The 17,266-nt window shown below is 70.7% G+C and carries 11 protein-coding genes and 1 riboswitch; of the genes, 9 read left to right on the top strand and 2 right to left on the bottom strand.

Going from position 1 to position 17,266, the window contains the following annotated elements:
- Positions 1-12: 12 nt before the first annotated feature.
- The 4 genes from nuoL to recQ all read left to right on the top strand — a co-directional run bounded on the left by nuoL (position 13) and on the right by recQ (position 7,446).
- The gene (gene nuoL / locus RM704_RS42485) at positions 13-1,959 is read left to right on the top strand and encodes an NADH-quinone oxidoreductase subunit L (protein WP_033528261.1); all 1,947 of its coding nucleotides are present in this window, start codon (positions 13-15) and stop codon (positions 1,957-1,959) included.
- Positions 1,960-1,964: 5 nt separating this feature from the next.
- Positions 1,965-3,536, top strand: a complete 1,572-nt coding sequence (locus RM704_RS42480; RefSeq protein WP_033528262.1) for an NADH-quinone oxidoreductase subunit M — start codon at positions 1,965-1,967, stop codon at positions 3,534-3,536.
- Complete coding sequence (nuoN, locus tag RM704_RS42475) at positions 3,533-5,182, top strand: NADH-quinone oxidoreductase subunit NuoN (protein WP_033528263.1); 1,650 nt, start codon at positions 3,533-3,535, stop codon at positions 5,180-5,182. The genes RM704_RS42480 and nuoN overlap by 4 nt, the downstream gene beginning before the upstream one ends.
- A gap of 209 nt (positions 5,183-5,391) precedes the next feature.
- Entirely contained in the window at positions 5,392-7,446 is a 2,055-nt protein-coding gene (gene recQ, locus RM704_RS42470; protein WP_033528264.1) for a DNA helicase RecQ, read from the top strand.
- A 293-nt stretch (positions 7,447-7,739) separates the two neighbouring features.
- On the opposite strand, the gene fahA is transcribed toward recQ, so the two are convergent.
- Positions 7,740-9,005: a fumarylacetoacetase gene (fahA, locus tag RM704_RS42465; protein WP_033528265.1), complete on the bottom strand. Its 1,266-nt coding sequence runs from the start codon at positions 9,003-9,005 to the stop codon at positions 7,740-7,742.
- 210 nt (positions 9,006-9,215) lie between these two features.
- Here fahA and RM704_RS42460 point away from each other — a divergent pair, with 210 nt between their 5' ends.
- The 3 genes from RM704_RS42460 to RM704_RS42450 all read left to right on the top strand — a co-directional run bounded on the left by RM704_RS42460 (position 9,216) and on the right by RM704_RS42450 (position 12,824).
- Positions 9,216-10,475 carry a carboxylate--amine ligase gene (locus tag RM704_RS42460; RefSeq protein WP_033528266.1) on the top strand — a complete coding sequence of 420 codons (1,260 nt, stop codon included), beginning with the start codon at positions 9,216-9,218 and terminating at the stop codon, positions 10,473-10,475.
- A gap of 70 nt (positions 10,476-10,545) precedes the next feature.
- The gene (locus RM704_RS42455) at positions 10,546-11,748 is read left to right on the top strand and encodes an NAD(P)-binding domain-containing protein (RefSeq protein ID WP_033528267.1); all 1,203 of its coding nucleotides are present in this window, start codon (positions 10,546-10,548) and stop codon (positions 11,746-11,748) included.
- A gap of 269 nt (positions 11,749-12,017) precedes the next feature.
- The gene (locus RM704_RS42450; protein ID WP_033528268.1) at positions 12,018-12,824 is read left to right on the top strand and encodes a Cof-type HAD-IIB family hydrolase; all 807 of its coding nucleotides are present in this window, start codon (positions 12,018-12,020) and stop codon (positions 12,822-12,824) included.
- A 56-nt stretch (positions 12,825-12,880) separates the two neighbouring features.
- On the opposite strand, the gene RM704_RS42445 is transcribed toward RM704_RS42450, so the two are convergent.
- On the bottom strand, positions 12,881-13,633 hold the full coding sequence (locus tag RM704_RS42445; protein WP_033528269.1) for a LysM peptidoglycan-binding domain-containing protein: 753 nt from the start codon (positions 13,631-13,633) through the stop codon (positions 12,881-12,883).
- Positions 13,634-13,635: 2 nt separating this feature from the next.
- A riboswitch (cyclic di-AMP (ydaO/yuaA leader) is annotated at positions 13,636-13,847 on the bottom strand.
- Positions 13,848-14,406: 559 nt separating this feature from the next.
- On the opposite strand from RM704_RS42445, the gene RM704_RS42440 reads away from it, so the two are divergent.
- Together RM704_RS42440 and RM704_RS42435 are read left to right on the top strand one after the other, a co-directional pair.
- Positions 14,407-15,417: a polyprenyl synthetase family protein gene (locus RM704_RS42440; RefSeq protein ID WP_033528270.1), complete on the top strand. Its 1,011-nt coding sequence runs from the start codon at positions 14,407-14,409 to the stop codon at positions 15,415-15,417.
- A 369-nt stretch (positions 15,418-15,786) separates the two neighbouring features.
- On the top strand, positions 15,787-17,166 hold the full coding sequence (locus RM704_RS42435; protein WP_033528271.1) for a LolA family protein: 1,380 nt from the start codon (positions 15,787-15,789) through the stop codon (positions 17,164-17,166).
- The last annotated feature ends 100 nt before the right edge of the window (positions 17,167-17,266 follow it).

Below are 17,266 nucleotides of genomic sequence, written 5' to 3'. Positions count from 1 at the left end.
GTCGGAAGAATCGTGGAGAACCTGATTGCGCTGCTGGTCGCGGCGCCCCTGCTCGGAGCGGCCGTCCTGCTATGCGGCGGCCGTCGCCTGGACGCCGTCGGCCACTGGATCGGCACGGCCCTCGCCGCCGCCTCCTTCGTCATCGGCGCCGTCCTCTTCGTCGACATGCTCGGCAAGGACGCCGAACACCGCGAGATCGGCCAGCACCTGTTCAGCTGGATTCCCGTCGAGGGCTTCCAGGCCGACGTCGCCTTCCAGCTCGACCAGTTGTCGATGACGTTCGTCCTGCTGATCACCGGAGTCGGCTCGCTCATCCACGTGTACTCCATCGGGTACATGGAGCACGACGAGCGCCGACGCCGCTTCTTCGGCTATCTGAACCTGTTCCTCGCGGCGATGCTGCTGCTGGTCCTCGCCGACAACTACCTGTTGCTGTACGTCGGCTGGGAGGGCGTCGGTCTCGCCTCGTACCTGCTGATCGGCTTCTGGCAGCACAAGCCCAGCGCCGCCACCGCCGCGAAGAAGGCCTTCCTGGTCAACCGCGTCGGCGACGTGGGCCTGTCCATCGCCATCATGCTGATGTTCACCACCTTCGGGACCTTCGCCTTCGGGCCGGTCCTGGGCGCCGTCGGCGAGACGAGCGAGGGCACGCTCACCGCGATCGCCCTGATGCTGCTGCTCGCGGCCTGCGGCAAGTCCGCCCAGGTGCCGCTGCAGTCCTGGCTCGGGGACGCGATGGAGGGCCCGACCCCGGTCTCCGCCCTGATCCACGCCGCGACCATGGTCACCGCCGGTGTCTACCTGATCGTCCGCTCCGCCGCCATTTTCAACGGCGCCCCGGACGCGCAGCTCGTCACCACCGTCGTCGGCGCGGTCACGCTCCTCTTCGGTGCGATCGTCGGTTGCGCGAAGGACGACATCAAGAAGGCCCTCGCCGGCTCGACGATGTCGCAGATCGGGTACATGGTGCTGGCCGCGGGCCTCGGCCCCATCGGCTACGTCTTCGCGATCATGCACCTGGTGACGCACGGCTTCTTCAAGGCCGGGCTGTTCCTCGGCGCCGGCTCGGTCATGCACGGCATGAACGACGAGGTCGACATGCGCAAGTACGGCGGCCTGCGGAAGTACATGCCGGTCACCTTCGTCACCTTCGGCCTCGGCTACCTCGCCATCATCGGCTTCCCGGGCCTGTCCGGCTTCTTCTCCAAGGACAAGATCATCGAGGCGGCCTTCGCCAAGGGCGGCACCGAGGGCTGGATCCTCGGCGGCGTGGCCCTGCTGGGCGCGGCCATCACCGCGTTCTACATGACGCGCGTGATGCTGATGACGTTCTTCGGCGAGGAGCGCTGGCGCAACCAGCCCACGGCCTCCCCGGCCGAGCCGGACGTGGAGCCCGCCGCCGAGCACCACGGCGCGCACGCGGAACCGCACCCCCACGAGTCGCCCAGGGTCATGACGATCCCCATGATCGTGCTGGCCGTCGGGTCGGTCTTCGGCGGCGCGTTCTTCAGCATCGGCGACCGCTTCATCCACTGGCTGGAGCCCGTCACCGACCACGCGCACGGCCACCCGCCGATCGGCGCCGCGGCGGTCACCTCGGCCACCGTCGCCGTGATGGTCGTCGGTGTCGGCCTCGCCTGGCTGCAGTACGGGCGCAAGCCCGTCCCCGTCGTCGCCCCGCGCGGATCGCTGCTCACCCGGGCCGCCCGGCGCGACCTGCTCCAGGACGACTTCAACCACGTCGTCCTCGTACGCGGCGGAGAGCACCTGACGCGCTCCCTCGTCTACGTCGACCACACCCTGGTCGACGGCGTCGTCAACGGCACGGCGGCCTCGATGGGCGGCCTGTCCGGGCGGCTGCGCCGGATCCAGAACGGCTATGCCCGCTCGTACGCGGTCTCGATGTTCGGCGGCGCTGCGATCCTCATCGCCGCGACCCTGCTGATGAGGGCGGTCTGATACCGATGTCCTTTCCTCTGCTGACAGCGACGGCGGCGCTCCCGGCCCTCGGGGCCATCGCCACGGCCGCCGTCCCCGCCCAGCGGCGCAACGCCGCGAAACTGCTGGCGCTGGTCGTCTCGCTGGGCACGCTCGTGCTCGCCGCGATCATCGCGTTCCGCTTCGACCCCGGTGGCGACCGCTACCAGCTCACCGAGTCCCACGCCTGGATCGCGGACTTCGGCGTGCGGTACGAACTGGGCGTCGACGGCATCGCGGTGGCGCTGATCGGGCTCACCGCCCTGCTGATCCCGTTCATCATCCTCGCGGGCTGGCACGACGCCGACCCGCTGGAGACCGGGAACAAGCGCTGGCGGCCGACGCAGGGCTTCTTCGCCCTCATCCTGGCCGTCGAGGCGATGGTGATCATCTCCTTCGAGGCCACCGACGTCTTCCTCTTCTACATCTTCTTCGAAGCCATGCTCATCCCGATGTACTTCCTCATCGGCGGCTTCGGGGACCGGGCCCACGAGCACGGCGAGGAGGCGGCGTCCACGCAACGCTCGTACGCCGCCGTGAAGTTCCTCCTCTACAACCTCGTCGGCGGTCTGATCATGCTGGCCGCGGTCATCGGCCTGTACGTGGTCGCCGGGAACTTCTCGCTCCCGGAGATCGCCGAGGCCCGTGCCAACGGCTCCCTGGAGATGGCGACGACCACCGAGCGGTGGCTGTTCCTCGGCTTCTTCTTCGCCTTCGCCGTGAAGGCCCCGCTGTGGCCGCTGCACACCTGGCTGCCCAACGCCATGCAGGAATCCACCGCCCCGGTCGCCGTCCTCATCACGGCCGTCGTCGACAAGGTCGGCACCTTCGCGATGCTCCGCTTCTGCCTCGGACTGTTCCCCGAGGCCAGCAAGTGGGCGACGCCCGCGATCCTCGTCCTGGCGTTGATCAGCATCATCTACGGGGCGCTGCTCGCCGTCGGCCAGCGCGACATCAAACGGCTGGTGGCGTACGCGTCGATCTCGCACTTCGGCTTCATCATCCTGGGCATCTTCGCGATGACCAGTCAGGGCCAGTCCGGTGCGACGCTCTACATGGTCAACCACGGCATCTCGACCGCCGCCCTGATGCTGGTCGCCGGATTCCTGATCTCCCGGCGCGGATCCCGGCTCATCGCCGACTACGGCGGGGTGCAGAAGGTCGCGCCGGTCCTCGCCGGCACCTTCCTGATCGGTGGCCTCGCGACGCTGTCGCTGCCCGGACTCGCCCCGTTCGTCAGTGAGTTCCTGGTCCTGGTCGGCACGTTCGCGCGCTATCCGGTGGTCGGGATCATCGCCACCGTCGGCATCGTCCTCGCCGCCCTCTACACCCTGGTGCTCTACCAGCGGACGATGACGGGCCCGGTGAAGGCCGAGGTCGAGGGGATGCCCGACCTGAGGGTGCGGGAGCTCGTGGTGGTCGCCCCGCTGGTCGTGCTGTTGATCTTCCTCGGCGTCTACCCGAAGCCGGTCACCGACATCGTCAACCCGGCGGTCGAGCACACCATGTCCGACGTCCAGAAGAAGGACCCCCAGCCCGAGGTGGAGGCGGCCAAGTGAGCGCATCAGCCGTCCACAGCCTGTGGACAACCGCGGCCGACCCGATCACCAAGATCGAGGCGCCGAAGATCGAATACGGGCAATTGTCGCCCACTCTGATCGTCATCGGCGCGGCGATCGTCGGAGTGCTGGTCGAGGCCTTCGTCCCGCGCAAGTTCCGCTACCACGTCCAGGTGTTCGTCTCCGTCGTCGCCCTCGCGGCCTCCTTCGCCGCGGTCGTCGCGCTCGCGGCGGGCGGATACGGCACCACCAAGGCCGGCATCGCGGCCATGGGCGCCATCGCCGTGGACGGACCGGCCCTGTTCCTCCAGGGGACGATCCTCCTCGCCGGCATCCTCGGCGTCTTCACCTTCGCCGAACGCCGCCTCGACCCCGAGGCGCACGGCAACAAGGTCGACTCCTTCGCCGCCCAGGCCGCCTCCGTGCCCGGCAGCGACAGCGAGAAGGCCGCCGTCAGGGCGGGGTTCACCACCACCGAGGTCTTCCCGCTGCTGCTCTTCGCGATCGGCGGCATGCTGATCTTCCCGGCGGCCAACGACCTGCTGACCCTCTTCATCGCGCTGGAGGTCTTCTCCCTCCCGCTCTACCTGCTGTGCGCCGTGGCCCGCCGCAAGCGGCTCATGTCACAGGAGGCGGCGGTCAAGTACTTCCTCCTCGGCGCCTTCGCCTCCGCCTTCACCCTCTTCGGCATCGCACTGCTGTACGGCTACGCGGGCTCGGTGAAGTACGCGACGATCGCCCAGGTCGTCGACGGCACCATCAGCGACATCAACCCCGCCCTCGCCGAGACCATGGGCAACGACGCGCTGCTGCTCATCGGCGCCGCCATGCTCGTCATGGGCCTGCTCTTCAAGGTCGGCGCGGTGCCGTTCCACATGTGGACCCCGGACGTCTACCAGGGGGCGCCCACGCCCGTCACGGGCTTCATGGCCGCCGCGACCAAGGTGGCGGCCTTCGGCGCGCTGCTCCGGCTCCTGTACGTCGTCCTGCCCGGCCTGCGCTGGGACTGGCGGCCGGTCATGTGGGCCGTCGCCATCGTCACCATGCTGGCCGGCGCGATCGTCGCCATCACCCAGACCGACATCAAGCGGCTGCTCGCCTACTCCTCGATCGCCCACGCCGGTTTCATCCTCGCCGGTGTCATCGCGGCCTCACCCGACGGTGTCTCGTCCGTGCTGTTCTACCTGGGCGCCTACTCCTTCGTGACCATCGGCGCGTTCGCCGTGGTGACGCTGGTGCGCGACGCGGGGGGCGAGGCCACGCACCTGTCCAAGTGGGCCGGGCTCGGCCGCAGGTCCCCCCTGGTGGCGGCCGTCTTCGCGGTCTTCCTGCTGGCCTTCGCGGGCATCCCGCTGACCTCCGGGTTCGCGGGGAAGTTCGCCGTGTTCAAGGCGGCGGCGGAAGGCGGCGCGGGCGCGATCGTCGTGGTCGGTGTGATCTCCTCGGCCATCGCCGCGTTCTTCTACATCCGCGTCATCGTGCTCATGTTCTTCAGCGAGCCGCGCCCCGAGGGGCCGACGGTCGCCGTGCCGTCACCGCTGACCATGACCGCGATCGCGGTCGGGGTCGTCGTCACCCTGGTGCTCGGTGTCGCGCCGCAGTACTTCCTGGATCTGGCGGGGCAGGCGGGCGTCTTCGTGCGATAGGGATCCGCTCAATTGTTCGAAATGTGTGCGAACGTGGCGGGACCCGGCTTCGGAAGAGGCCGGGTCCCGTCGGGGTTTTCGGGCCCCGGGGCCGCCCCCTGCGGGTGGAGCCTGTGGATAACTCTGAGGCTGTCGGTGCGGGCGCCTATCGTGGCAAGGGCTGGAGGAAGCACGGGCGGCACAGGACGCAAGGGCGCGGGGGACGGACGATGATCGGGACGGACGTGACGGACGTGACGGGTGTGAGGGCGGACGAGGGCGCGGCGGCCGGGCCGCGCGGGGACGGCGAGGCGCTGGCCGTGCTCCACCGTGTCTTCGGATACGACGCCTTCCGGGGCGAGCAGGAAGCCGTCATCGAGCATGTGGTCGCGGGCGGCGACGCCGTCGTGCTCATGCCGACCGGCGGGGGCAAGTCCCTGTGCTACCAGATCCCGTCCCTGGTCAGGCCCGGTACGGGCATCGTGGTCTCCCCGCTGATCGCGCTGATGCAGGACCAGGTGGACGCCCTGCGGGCCCTGGGCGTGCGCGCCGGGTTCATGAACTCCACGCAGGACTTCGACGAGCGGCGCGTGGTCGAGGCGGAGTTCCTCGCGGGCGAGCTGGACCTGCTCTACCTCGCACCGGAGCGCCTGCGGCTCGACGCCACCCTGGATCTGCTGGGGCGCGGCAAGATCTCGGTCTTCGCGATCGACGAGGCGCACTGCGTCTCCCAATGGGGCCACGACTTCCGGCCCGACTACCTCTCCCTCTCCCTGCTGGGCCGGCGTTGGCCGGACGTGCCGCGCATCGCCCTCACCGCCACCGCCACCCGTGCCACGCACCGCGAGATCACCGAGCGGCTGGACATGCCCGGGGCCAGGCACTTCGAGGCCAGCTTCGACCGGCCCAACATCCAGTACCGCATCGTGCCCAAGGCCGACCCGAAGAAGCAGCTGCTGTCCTTCCTGCGCCAGGAGCACGCGGGCGACGCCGGCATCGTCTACTGCCTCTCGCGCAACTCCGTCGAGCGGACCGCCGAGTTCCTCAGCAAGAACGGCGTCGAGGCGGTGCCGTACCACGCGGGCCTCGACGCGGGCACGCGCGCGGCGCACCAGTCACGGTTCCTGCGTGAGGAGGGGCTCGTCGTCGTCGCCACGATCGCCTTCGGCATGGGCATCGACAAGCCCGACGTACGCTTCGTCGCCCACCTCGACCTGCCGAAGTCCGTCGAGGGCTACTACCAGGAGACCGGCCGCGCCGGCCGCGACGGACTGCCGTCCACGGCCTGGATGGCGTACGGCCTGAACGACGTCATACAACAGCGGAAGATGATCCAGGGCAGCGAGGGCGACGAGGCGTTCCGCCGCAGGGCCGCCGCCCACCTCGACGCCATGCTGGCGCTCTGCGAGACGGCCCAGTGCCGGCGCGGCCAACTGCTCCAGTACTTCGGCCAGGAGCCCCAGGCCGAGGGCTGCGGCAACTGCGACACCTGCCTCGTCCCACCGGAGACCTGGGACGGCACCGTGGCCGCGCAGAAGGTGCTCTCCACGGTGGTGCGGCTCCAGCGCGAGCGGGGGCAGAAGTTCGGCGCCGTGCAGATCGTCGACATCCTGCTGGGGCGGCGGACCGCGAAGGTCATCCAGTTCGACCACGACCAGCTCTCCGTCTTCGGCATCGGCGAGGAACTGGCCGAGGGCGAATGGCGGGGCGTCGTGCGGCAGTTGCTCGCCCAAGGGCTCCTCGCGGTCGAGGGCGAGTACGGCACGCTGGTGCTCACCGAGGAGAGCGGGGCGGTGCTGCGGCGGGAGCGGGACGTGCCGCTGCGCAAGGAACCGAAGAAGCCGGCGACCACGCGGTCGACGTCCGGCGGCTCCGGGTCGTCGGGCTCCGGCCGGGGCGAACGCAAGGCGAAGGCGGCCGTCGAACTCCCCGACGACCTGCTCCCCGTCTTCGAGGCCCTGCGCGCCTGGCGCGCCGAACAGGCCCGCGAACAGGGCGTCCCCGCCTACGTCATCTTCCACGACGCCACCCTCCGCGAGATCGCGGCCATGGCCCCCGCCTCCGTCGCCGAACTCGGCACGATCAGCGGGATCGGCGAGAAGAAGCTCGCGACGTACGGGGAGGGGGTGCTGGGGGTGCTGGCGTCGACGGGCGGGGCCGTGGACGGACCTTCGGCCGCCGTCTCCGACGGGGCGAAGGGCCCGGCAGGCGACGACTCGGCTGACGCAGGCGCCTTCGACTGGCCGGACGACGAGCCGGAACCCGAGCCGGACGACTGGGCGTAGCGGACGCGCAGGACACGGCGGAGAAGCTGCGGACGATCACGGGGGAGCTGTCGGAACGCTTCTACGAACGGGCCGACGTGGTCCGCACCCTGGTGGTGACGCTGCGAGACGCTGGGTTGTCTCAACGAGCGGATCAACCACCCCCGCGGTGTCACCCCGGAGTGGATGCGTTCCTGGCACGAGGCCACACGTGCTGGGTTCCGTGTCTTCGGTGTGGCCGTCGGTGCCCCACGGGTCGCCGACCTGTTCCGTGTGATCTGACCCGGGCGCGGCCGGTACCGACGCGCGGGGACCTACGCCCGGCCCCCCACCACCCGCCCCCTGACCTCGCCCAGCCCCACCTTCGTGCCGCTCGGTCCGGGAGCCCATGCCGTGAGGGTCACCTCGTCGCCGTCCTCCAGGAACGTGCGCCTGCCGGTGGGGAGGTCGAGCGGGTCGCGCCCGTTCCAGGTGAGTTCCAGCAGCGAGCCCCGCTGGTCGGGGGCGGCCCCGCTGACCGTGCCGGAGCCGTAGAGATCGCCCGTACGCAGCGACGCGCCGTTCACCGTCATATGGGCCAACTGCTGCGCGGCCGTCCAGTACATCGTGGCGAAGGGCGGCTCCGAGACGACATGCCCGTTGACCGCGACGCTGATCCGCAGGTCGTACCCCCCGGGATCGATGTCCGGGGCGGAGTCGTCCAGGTAGGGCAGCAGCGGATGCGTACGCTCCGGCGGCGACACCCGCGCCTCCTCCAGCGCCTCCAGCGGTGTGACCCAGGCCGAGACCGACGTCGCGAACGACTTCCCGAGGAACGGCCCGAGCGGAACGTACTCCCAGGCCTGGAGGTCGCGCGCCGACCAGTCGTTGAGGAGACACACCCCGAAGACGTGGTCGCGGAAGTCCCCGAGCCCCACCGGCCGCCCCCGCTCGGAGGGCACCCCGACCACGAACCCGACCTCCGCCTCGATGTCCAGCCGTACGGACGGCCCGAACACCGGCTCCGGATCGGCCGGCGCCTTGCGCTGCCCGGCCGGCCGCACCACGTCCTCGCCGGACACGACGACCGTGCCGGACCGGCCGTGGTAACCGATCGGCAGATGCTTCCAGTTGGGCGTCAGCGGATCCGGCGCGTCGGGGCGGAAGATGCTGCCGACGTTCCGGGCGTGGTTCTCGGAGGCGTAGAAGTCGACGTAGTCGGCCACCTCGAACGGCAGGTGCAGCGTCACCGAGGACAGTGCGTGGAAGTGCGGCGCGATCGTCTCCCGGTGCGAGGGCACCGTGAGCCACGCCGTCAACGCCCGCCGCAGGTCCGACCAGGCCGTGCGCCCCGCCGCCAGCAGGGGGTTCAGCGTGGGGTGCGCCAGCAGCGCGGCGTACGGGGAACCGAGGGCGTGCGCCGCCGCCGCGGCGTCGAGGACGTGGTCGCCGAGACGGACACCGACCGTACGGGCGCCGGCGGTCCGGGCACCGGCAGAGGGGGCGTCGGACGCGTCGAGGGAGAAGACGCCGTAGGGGAGGTTGTGCGGGCCGAAGGGGTGACCTTCGGGGACATCGTCGGTGACATCGAAGGGGGGCATCGGGTGCTGCCTCGCTCTCGTGCGTTCCGTCGTACCTCTGGTCGCGGCTCACGTTACGGGGCGGTGCGAAGATCGGGGAGTGTCTAAAGAGTTCGCAATGTCCTGATAGGGGAGGGTCGGAAGGAAAGGTTCCGGCTTAGCGTCCTCTGGGGGGCACGGACGGGGTGGGTCCGGGTCCGGTAGGGGGGACACGTGGGGGGACCCGTGGCCATGGGTGCTTGGGGTGCGCCGATTCAGGCGGACCGAGGCGTTCCGGGGCTCGTCGTGAAGCTCGGCGACTATCCGCTGCACCACGGCGGCGTCGGAGCCATCCGCAGCCTGGGCCGGCTCGGCGTGCCGATGTACGCGATCACGGAGGACCGTTACACACCGGCCGCCGCCTCGCGCTATCTGCGGCGCGCGTTCGTGTGGCCGACCACCGGGACGGAGGAGCCCGCGTGGCTGGTGGAGGGACTGCTGCGCATCGGCCGGCGGATAGGGCGGCCCGCCGTGCTCATCCCCACCGACGAGGAGGCCGCGGTCCTCATCGCCGAGCACCAGGAGGAGTTGGCGACCCGCTTCCTCTTCCCCCGCGTCGACGGGAAGCTCCCGCGCCGCCTCGCCAGCAAGCAGGGGCTGCACGAACTCTGCGTGGAGCACGGCATCGCGAGCCCCGTCAGCTCGTTCCCGCAGTCGTACGAGGACGTGGAACGGTTCGCCGAACGGGCCCGCTTCCCCGTGGTGGCCAAGAACCGGGAGGCGTTCGAGCGGCGCAGGCAGCCCGCGGTGAACGGGACGACCCGCATCGCCGACCGGCAGTGCCTGCTGCGGCTGGCCCGCGGCTGGGGCGACCGGCCCGGGGTGATCCTCCAGGAGTACCTGCCCCGGGAGGACGCCGAGGACTGGATCGTGCACGCCTACTTCGACGCGGACTCCACCCCCCTCGCGATGTTCACCGGGGTGAAGGTGCGGTCGTGGCCGCCGCACGCGGGGATGACGGCGAACGCGTACGTCGTCGACAACCCCGAACTCGCCGACATCGCCGCCCGTTTCATCAAGCAGATCGGGTTCACGGGGATCATCGACCTCGATCTGCGGTTCGACCGGCGGGACGGGCGTTACAAGCTGCTGGACTTCAATCCACGGATGGGCGCGCAGTTCCGGCTGTTCGAGAACGAGGCCGGGATCGACGTCGTACGCGCCATGCACCTCGATCTGACCGGGCGTCCGGTGCCGGAGGGGGAACAGCTCGCCGGGCGGCGGTACATCGTGGAGAACATCGATCTGCCGGCCCTGCTCGCCTACCGGCGCAGCGGCTACACCACACCGCACGCGCCGCCGCGCGCGAGCGGTACGGAGCTGGCCTGGCTCGCGGGTGACGACCCGCTGCCGTTCCTCACGATGCTCGCGCGCTTCGTGCGACCGGGCGCGAAGCATCTCTACCAGCTGTGGCGGGCCAACCGCCTCGGCAACGCACACGTGCGCCCCTGAGCCCTGCCCGCAGGGCACCGGCACACGTGACCACACGAAGTAGGCATGAAGCGTCCTGGGGAGGGACTTCGTGATTCAACCGGTAGCAGTCATCGGTGCCGGGCCGTTCGGTCTGTCCACCGCCGCGCACCTGCGGGCGCACGGCATTGCGGTCCGAGTCTTCGGTGAACCCATGGTGAGCTGGCGGGACAACATGCCCGCCGGAATGCTGCTGAAGTCGACACCGGCGGCGTCGAGCATCGACGCCCCGCAGCAGGGCCACACGCTCGCCGACTACTGCGACGCGGCGGGGATCCGACGGCTGGTGACGGACGAGGACATCATCCCCGTCGGGACCTTCATCTCCTACGGCGAGTGGTTCCAGCAGCGGCTCGTGCCCGACCTGGAACGGGTCCGGGTGGTCTCGGTCGACCGGATCAAGAGCGGCGGCTTCGAACTGAAGCTGGACTCGGGGGAGTTGTTCGCGGCTCGGGCCGTCGTCGTGGCGAGCGGGCTGTTCGGGCTGGCGCACCTGCCGGCCGAGCTGGCGGGCGCGGCCGCGGACGGCCCCACCCCCATGGGGCCCGTCTCGCACAGCTCCCAGCACGCCGGCCTGAGCCGGTTCAAGGACCGGGAACTGATCGTCGTGGGCGCGGGGCAGTCCGCCCTGGAGGCGGCGGTGCTGGCGGCCGAGGCGGGGGCGCGGGTGCGGGTCGTCGCGCGCGGGCGGGGGGCCGTGGCGTTCGGCGCGCCCCCGTGGAAGCAGCCGAGGATGCGCCCCGAGTCGCCGTTCGGGCGGGCCTGGTCGCTGTGGGCGCTCAGTTACCACCCGCAGCCGTACCGGTATCTGCCCGAGGCCACCCGGCACTACCTGGTCCGCCGGGTGCTCGGGCCACTGGGCGCGTGGTGGCTGCGGGACCGGTTCGACGGGCGCGTGGAGGTGCGGGAGGTGGACCGGGTGGTGCGGGCCGGCGTCATCGACGGACGCCCCCTGCTGGTGGTGCGCGAGCACGACGGCCGTACGGCGGAGTTGGGCGCCGATCACGTCATGGCCGCGACCGGGTACCGGGTGGACCTCGCGTCGATGGGGTTCCTCGGCCATGAGCTCCGTACGGAGCTGGCGGTGAGCCGGGGGACGCCGGTGCTGGGGGCGGGGTTCCGGTCGTCGATCCCGGGGCTGTACTTCACGGGGTTGCCTGCGGCGGCGTCGTACGGGCCGGTGATGCGGTTCGTGTGCGGGACGGAGTTCGCCTCGCCTCGGTTGGCTCGGCATCTTGCCGCGGCCCATGGGTGAGACGGGTCCGGCGTGAGCTCGGGTGGGGCGGTGCGTGGCGGGGTGCGGGTCCTTCGTGACGGGGTGCGGGTCGGTCGTGGCTGATCGCGCCGTTCCCCGCGCCCCTTTCCCGGCCTGCGGTCGGCTCAAGGGGCGCAGGCCCCCTCGTCCCGCTGAACCCGCGTTCGGGCAAAGGGTGTTGACGTACGGGTGCCGTGGGGCGGTCGGGACGCCGGACGTCGTCCGGTTCGAGTCGAACCGATGGGGCGCGGCATCCGTATTCTCTGATCATGGCCGCTCCCACCGCATATTCACTCATCGCCACTGACCTGGACGGAACGCTCCTGCGCAGTGACGACACGCTCTCCGACCGGTCCCTCGCCGCGCTGGCGCGGGCCACGGAGGCCGGGGCCCAGCACCTCGTGGTGACGGGACGGCCGGCACCGAGAGTGCGCCCCCTCTTCGACGACCTCGGCAGCAGGGGGCTCGCGGTGTGCGGACAGGGCGCGCAGTTGTACGACCCCGGCGCGGACCGGCTGCTCTGGTCGGTCACCCTGGACAGGGAACTCGCCGAGACCGCGCTCGGCAAGATCGAGGCGGAGGTCGGTCAGGTGTACGCGGCGGTCGACCAGGACGGCGTCGACGGCCTCACCCTGATCGAGCCCGGCTACCTCATGCCGCACCCCACGCTGCCCGCGGTGCGGGTGCCGCGCCGGGACGACCTGTGGTGCGAGCCGATCAGCAAGGTGCTGCTGCGCCATCCCTATCTGTCGGACGACGAGTTGGCCTCGGCGGCGCGGATGGCGGTCGGTTCGCTGGCGACGGTCACCATGTCGGGGCCCGGCACCGTCGAACTCCAGCCATGCGGCATCACCAAGGCGACGGGTCTCGCGCTGGCCGCCGACCATCTCGGTCTGTCCCCGGACGAGACCATCGCCTTCGGTGACATGCCCAACGACATCCCGATGTTCGACTGGGCCGCGCACGGCGTCGCCATGGCCAACGCCCACCCCGAACTCAAGGCCGTGGCCGACGAGGTGACCCTCTCCAACGAGGACGACGGGATCGCGGTCGTGCTGGACCGGCTGTTCCACTGAACAAACGTTCCCCTGGGCCCGCCGGCCCAGGGGAACGAGTGCGGAGTGGGTGGGGCTCAGTAGGCGCCGAACACGTTGTCGATCGAGCCGTACCGGTCGGCGGCGTAGTTGCAGGCCGCCGTGATGTTCGCGACCGGGTCGTACGGGTCGTACGGGGTGCCGGACACGTGGTACGCGGCGAAGGTCGGGTCGATGACCTGGAGGAGGCCCTTCGACGGGGTGCCCGCTGCCGCGTTGGAGTCCCAGTTGTTGATCGCCAGCGGGTTGCCCGAGGACTCACGCATGATGTTGCGGTGGATCCCGTTGTATGTCCCGGGGATTCCCTTTTGCGCCATGATGTCCAGCGACTCGCGGATCCAGCCGTCGAGGTTGTTCGCGTACGTCTTGACCGACGCCTGCGTGGCCGTGGAGGTCTGCGAGGCCGTCGACGACTTCTTCGCCGTGGCCGCCTTCGTCCCGTTCACCTTCAGCTTCAGGCCCGGACGGATCAGGGCCGGGTTGTCGCCGACGGCCGCGCGGTTGTCCTTGTAGAGCCGTTGCCAGCCGCCCTTGGTGCGGTGCTCCCGGGCGATGGAGGAGAGCGTGTCGCCGGAGACCACGGTGTAGGTCGTGGACTTGGTCTGCGCGGCCGCCGGCGCGGACTGCGCGGCCGACTGGACGGAGCCGGCGGCCTGGGCCGGGGTGGCGGCGCTCGCGGTCGTGGCGACCGTGAGCGGGAGGGCCAGGGCGGCCCCGCCCGTTCCGGCGGCGAGCACGCCACGGGTGAACGCGTTGCTTCTGGGACGGCGGTGTTTGCCTCGTGCGGGCATGGCAAGTTCCTCTCCGTCGCCTGCGAGGTGAGCTGTCGGGTTCGGGCTGGAGATGCCCGGCCACGTGCGTCGCCCGGGCGGTCGCTGTGCGTGCCGCGTCCGCCGGGCGTACTGCGCGTGGCTTCACCCCGAGCCGGTCCGATGGGGGAAATGCCGGACCGGCGCTTACCTGGGTCCCCCGCTCCTGCCGTGCGTGGATGAGTGGTCAATGGGTGGGGGTCCGGGCGGCGGCAGGATTCGGCGGTCCGTCCGGACGGGGTGTGAACGTATGCGAGAGCACACGATCGGAACAAGTCCCGGTTTGGCCGGTAGGTCTAGTTGACCTTGACTTTGGTGTGATTCGGCGGCAATTGCCGATGCGTGTTCCTGGGTCAACTTGCCTACCGCAAAGGGAAAGTCCGCCCGGCGCCGGAAGGTTGCCCCAGGCTGGGCGGGTGACTCAACTCACGGGAGGAGTCGGGTGAAGTGCTCGCTTTACGGCAAATCGGTCAACTCGGACCGGGGGTTTAGGGACGCCTTCGGTGGTGTACCGGGGACCTCCGGGGGTCTCCGGCTTCTCCGGCGGCGGAGCGGGGACCCGGGGCGGGTCTCGCGCGGGTGCCGTACGCGCGTCGACCCGTGGGCGCTCGTGGTGATCGAAAGGTGACCGGATACGCTGACTCGGGTGATGGCAGCGACAGATCGACAAACTGTGTCATCGACCGTGAGAGCGACCCAGACCGACCGTGTGACCGTGTGACCGTCAGTAGACGTCAGCAGACAGGAGAACCCTCGTGACCGTCGTCGAGCCATTTGGGCTGAGCGCGCGGGACCAGGCTCTCGAAGCCGATGTCCAGGCCGGAATGGCGGCCGTCGAAGAGGGTCTGCTGGAGGCGACCAAGAGCGAGGTCCCCTTCATCCAGGAGGCCGCCCAGCATCTGCTGCGCGCGGGCGGGAAGCGGTTCCGTCCGCTGCTGGTGATGCTCGCGGCGCAGTTCGGGGACCCGTACGCGCCGGGTGTCGTGCCCTCGGCGGTCGTGGTCGAGCTGACCCATCTGGCCACGCTGTACCACGACGACGTGATGGACGAGGCCGAGGTGCGCCGGGGCGTGCCGAGTGCCAACGCCCGCTGGGACAACTCGCTCGCCGTCCTCACCGGCGACTTCCTCTTCGCCCGCGCCTCCCACGTCCTCGCCGACCTCGGCCCCGACGCCGTCCGCATCCAGGCCGAGGCCTTCGAACGGCTGGTCACCGGACAGATCCTGGAGACCGCCGGGCCGCGCGACGGACGCGACCCCATCGAGCACTACCTCGACGTGCTGGGCGGCAAGACCGGGTCGCTGGTCGCGGTCGCCGGACGGCTCGGCGCACTGATGGCCGGGGCCGACGAGACCGTGGTCGACGTGCTGACCCAGTACGGGGAGCGGCTCGGTGTCGCCTTCCAACTCGCCGACGACGTCCTCGACATCGCCTCCGACTCGCACGAGTCGGGCAAGACCCCCGGCACGGACCTCCGCGAGGGCGTGCCGACCATGCCGGTGCTGCGGCTGCGCGAGCGGGCGGGCCGGCTGGGGCTGGCGGACGACATCGCCCTGTGCGAGCTGCTCGACTCCGACCTCACCGACGACGCCCGCCACGCCGAGGCCCTGGCCCGGCTCCGCGTCCACCCCGCCCTGGAGCAGGCCCGCCGCGACACCATCCGGTACGCGGAGGAGGCCCGCGCCGTGCTGGCCCCCCTCCCCGAGTGCGACGCGAAGGCGGCGCTGGTGGAGCTGTGCGACGCCGTGGTGCACCGCGCCGGTTGATCACCCGGCGCCGGGTGCCCCCTGAGTCGAGCCCCGCTTAGGCCGGCCCCCTTAGGTCAGCCCTCTGAGGCCGGCCCTCTGACGCGAGCCCCGGACCCCGCCGCCCTCCAGGAGTGAGCGTCGGCGTCCCCTAGGGGGCGCGATCCCGCCCGTCGGCGTCGCCTCCATGGGCTGTGGGGAGGTGCCGCCCCGTCATGTCATCCCTGACGGGTCGCCATGTCATCCCGTAGCAGTACGTGGAGTTGAGTCCCGAGTCTGACGATTCCCTCCGGCCGATTTGGTCAGATGGGTATCACCACTCCTCACCGATTCGGGTGAGAATGGCGGCTGAGAGTAGACGCCGCCGCCGACGACGGAGGTAAGGCACACATGGCACCGTACGAAACCGACGACAGCGCCCGGTCCGGCGACACGGCCGCGCTCGCGGCCGAGGAGGCGCGCTCGGCACGGCGACGCAAGGCCGCGCGGTACGTCGTCCCGGTCACCGTGCTGGGCGTGGCGGCCGCGACCATCGGGCTCGTCCCGGCCTTCGCCGGCTCCGGTGACCCCGATCTGCCGAAGATCAGCGCGCAGGAACTCATCGAGAAGATCGCCGCTTCGGACGTGCAGCAGGTGTCCGGGACGGTGAAGATCACCACGGATCTCGGCCTGCCCGACCTGGGCGGCCTGGCGGACAGCCTGGGGGCGCAGGCCGCGCCCGGCGGCGACGGCGGCTCCTCCGCGGACCCCTCCTCCAAGCTTCTCGAACTCGCCTCCGGCACCCACACGTTGCGGATCGCCGCCGACGGCCCCGACAAGCAGAAGCTGTCGCTGCTGGACGAGGCCGCCGAGTACAGCGTCATCCACAACGGCGACGACCTGTGGGCGTACGACAGCGCCTCGAACGAGGTGTACCACGCGACCGGCGCCGGCCCGGAGGGCGAGGGGAAGGAAGGCGCGGACAAGGACGCCAAGGGCGGCAAGGGTGACAAGGGCGCCCCGGACACCGCCGAGGACGTGCCCGCCACGCCCCAGCAGCTCGCCGAGGAGGCCCTGAAGGCCGTCGACGACACCACGTCCGTGGCCGTCGACGGGACCGCGCAGGTCGCCGGGCGCGACGCGTACAAGCTGGTCGTCAAGCCCAAGCAGTCCGGTTCCACGGTCGGGGCGATCTCCATCGCCGTCGACGCGAAGACGGGCCTGCCGCTGAAGTTCACGCTCACCCCGGCGAGCGGCGGCGCGGCCGTCGTGGACGCGGGCTTCACGAAGGTCGACTTCGGCAAGCCGAGCGCGTCGACGTTCGACTTCACCCCGCCGAAGGGCGCGAAGGTCACCGAGGCCGACGAGGTCGAGAAGTCGGGCGGCCACGCGTCCGGGTCCGGCGACTCCGTGTTCGAGGGGCCCGGCAAGAACGGTGAGTTCAAGGACGGTGGGTTCAAGGGCCGTGAGGCCAAGGACGGCAAGGGCTCCGAGGCGGAGTTCGCGAGCGGGCTCGACGGGCTGAAGACCATCGGCAAGGGCTGGAGCACCATCGCCGTGTTCGACGGCGGGTCCGAGGCCGGTATGCCCACCGGTGGCGGCGACTCGTCCGGCGACGCCCGGGTCGACGGCTTCCTGAACTCCCTCGGCGACCAGGTCAAGGGCGAGTTCGGCTCGGGTACGGTCTTCAAGACCCGGCTGATCAACGTCCTCTTCACCGACGACGGCACCGTGTACGCGGGTGCGGTCACCAAGGACGCCCTGGTGAAGGCGGCCGACGCGGCGAAGTAGTGTCGCGGGCCGATGGGCCGGGGCGGTCCGGCGGTGACGCCGGTTCGGTGGGCCGGGACGGCGAAGCGGACGACATCCGGCCGGTGGGCCGGGACGGCGA

The organism is Streptomyces gottesmaniae, assembly GCF_031845845.1.
In the GTDB taxonomy this organism is placed as follows: Bacteria; Actinomycetota; Actinomycetes; order Streptomycetales; family Streptomycetaceae; genus Streptomyces; species Streptomyces akebiae.
The sequence above is the reverse complement of the archived record's forward strand: the minus strand, read 5'-3'. Positions and strand labels throughout refer to the sequence as shown.

What these genes read in the sequence shown, in the direction of transcription:
- RM704_RS42480 (WP_033528262.1), top strand. Translation starts at nt 1,965, where the DNA reads ATGTCCTTTCCTCTGCTGACAGCGACGGCGGCGCTCCCGGCCCTCGGG.
- recQ (WP_033528264.1), top strand. Translation starts at nt 5,392, where the DNA reads ATGATCGGGACGGACGTGACGGACGTGACGGGTGTGAGGGCGGACGAG.
- fahA (WP_033528265.1), bottom strand. Translation starts at nt 9,005, where the DNA reads ATGCCCCCCTTCGATGTCACCGACGATGTCCCCGAAGGTCACCCCTTC.
- RM704_RS42460 (WP_033528266.1), top strand. Translation starts at nt 9,216, where the DNA reads ATGGGTGCTTGGGGTGCGCCGATTCAGGCGGACCGAGGCGTTCCGGGG.
- RM704_RS42450 (WP_033528268.1), top strand. Translation starts at nt 12,018, where the DNA reads ATGGCCGCTCCCACCGCATATTCACTCATCGCCACTGACCTGGACGGA.
- RM704_RS42445 (WP_033528269.1), bottom strand. Translation starts at nt 13,633, where the DNA reads ATGCCCGCACGAGGCAAACACCGCCGTCCCAGAAGCAACGCGTTCACC.
- RM704_RS42435 (WP_033528271.1), top strand. Translation starts at nt 15,787, where the DNA reads ATGGCACCGTACGAAACCGACGACAGCGCCCGGTCCGGCGACACGGCC.